The 1665-nt window shown below is 69.1% G+C and carries 1 protein-coding gene; it reads left to right on the top strand.

Annotated elements, in window-relative coordinates; translation table 11 throughout:
- The first annotated feature begins 121 nt into the window (after window positions 1–121).
- Entirely contained in the window at window positions 122–1357 is a 1236-nt protein-coding gene (locus tag MXD59_RS25875) for an IS4 family transposase (RefSeq protein ID WP_248827178.1), read from the top strand.
- Window positions 1358–1665: the final 308 nt, after the last annotated feature.

Genomic DNA, 1665 nt, shown 5'->3' with positions numbered 1-1665 from the left:
GGCGGAAATGTTTTTCTCATCGTCGACGGCGCCAAATACCACGATTCGAAGGCCGTCCGCGAGTTCGTCGCCAGCACCAATGGCCGTAGGTTAAGGGATTGTCGTGTCGTAGGCTTGGTCTGTGGGGCATGACGGGAGTGAGGGGCTGTCGCCGGAGGGCTGGTTGCCGGACCGGGTGACGGTGGGTGTGTTGACGCGGGTGTACCCGCCGGAGCTGGTGGACCGGGTGTTGGCGGTGACGGACACCGCGGAGGTTCGCCGCCGGTTGTTGCCGTCGCGGCTGGTGGTGTACTTCGTGTTGGCGTTGTGGCTGTTCCGGGGGCGCAACTGTGGCTATGTGCAGGTGCTGGCCCGGTTGACCAGCGGGCTGCACTTCCAGCGCCGGGCCGCTGCGTTGGCGGCGGGTGAGCCGGGTGGGGCGGGTTGGTCGTTACCGGCGAGCCCGTCGCTGGGTGAGGCGCGGGCGCGGATCGGGTCGGATCCGGTGCGGATGCTGTTCGAGCATGCGGCGGGGCCGGTCGGGGTGGCTGGTCAGACGGGGGTGTTCCTGCACGGCCTGCGGCTGGTGCAGATCGACGGGTCGACCTGTGATCTGCCGGACACGGAGAAGAACCGGGTGTTCTTCGCCGGGCCGTCGAACGCCGGCGGGCCGGCGCCGTTCCCGAAGGTTCGCTGGGTCATCGCCGCCGAGGCCGCCACCGGTGCCCTGCTGGGCGCGTCGTTCGGCCCGTGGACCACGGGCGAGCCGGCGCTGGCCCGTGACCTGCTGGCGCATCTGGGCCCGGGCATGCTGACCCTGGCCGACCGCAACTTCCTGTCCCACCGGCTCGCCAGCGAGGTCGTGGCGACCGGGGCGCACCTGCTGTGGCGGGCGAAGGCGAACTTCACGCTGGCTCCGGTCCGCGTCCTCGACGACGGCAGCTACCTCGCCGAGCTGACACCTGCCCGCACACGCGACGGACCACCACTGACGGTCCGGGTGATCGAGTACACCGTGCACTCCACCACCGCCGACGGCCCGACCAGCTCAGAGCTGTTCTGCCTGGTCACCGACCTGCTCGACCCCGAGGAATGGTCCATGCTCGACCTGGCCTGCGCCTACCCGACCAGGTGGGGATGCGAGACCGTGATCGGCCACCACAAGACCGATCTCGGTGAAGGACGACCCGTCCTGCGCAGCAAGGACCCCGAAGGCGTCGCCCAGGAGATGTGGGCCCTGTTCGCCGTCTACCAGGCCCTCGCCCGCCTCATCGGCGTCGCCGCCGACACCACCGGCACCCCACCCGACAAGATCAGTTTCCGTCGGGCCCTGGCCGCCGCGTCCGATTCCATCGGGACCGCGGCTTTCCCCCCCTGAACAGGCACTCCTCGCGTTCCTCCTCGAGATCTGCGACCCGCGCCTGGCCATCCGTAACCGCCCCGACCGCACCGCACCCCGCAAGACCCGCAGGCACAGCGACTACCCCCGCCGCAAGACCGACGATCCACCCACCCGGCCCGTCACCCACCGTCTCGAACTCCACTGCCTCGACTTCCGATGACCAACCATCCCTCAAACCTCCAAGGGATCATTTAACCTACGGCCATTGTCGCCAGCACACAAGGGCGACTTCGCATCTTCCGCCTCCCGCCCTACGCCCCCGACACCAACCCAGACGAATGGGT

Source organism: Frankia umida (assembly GCF_023242945.1).
GTDB lineage: Bacteria > Actinomycetota > Actinomycetes > Frankiales > Frankiaceae > Frankia > Frankia umida.
Note: the sequence above shows the minus strand (reverse complement) of the source record. Positions and strands in the feature narration are given on the sequence as shown.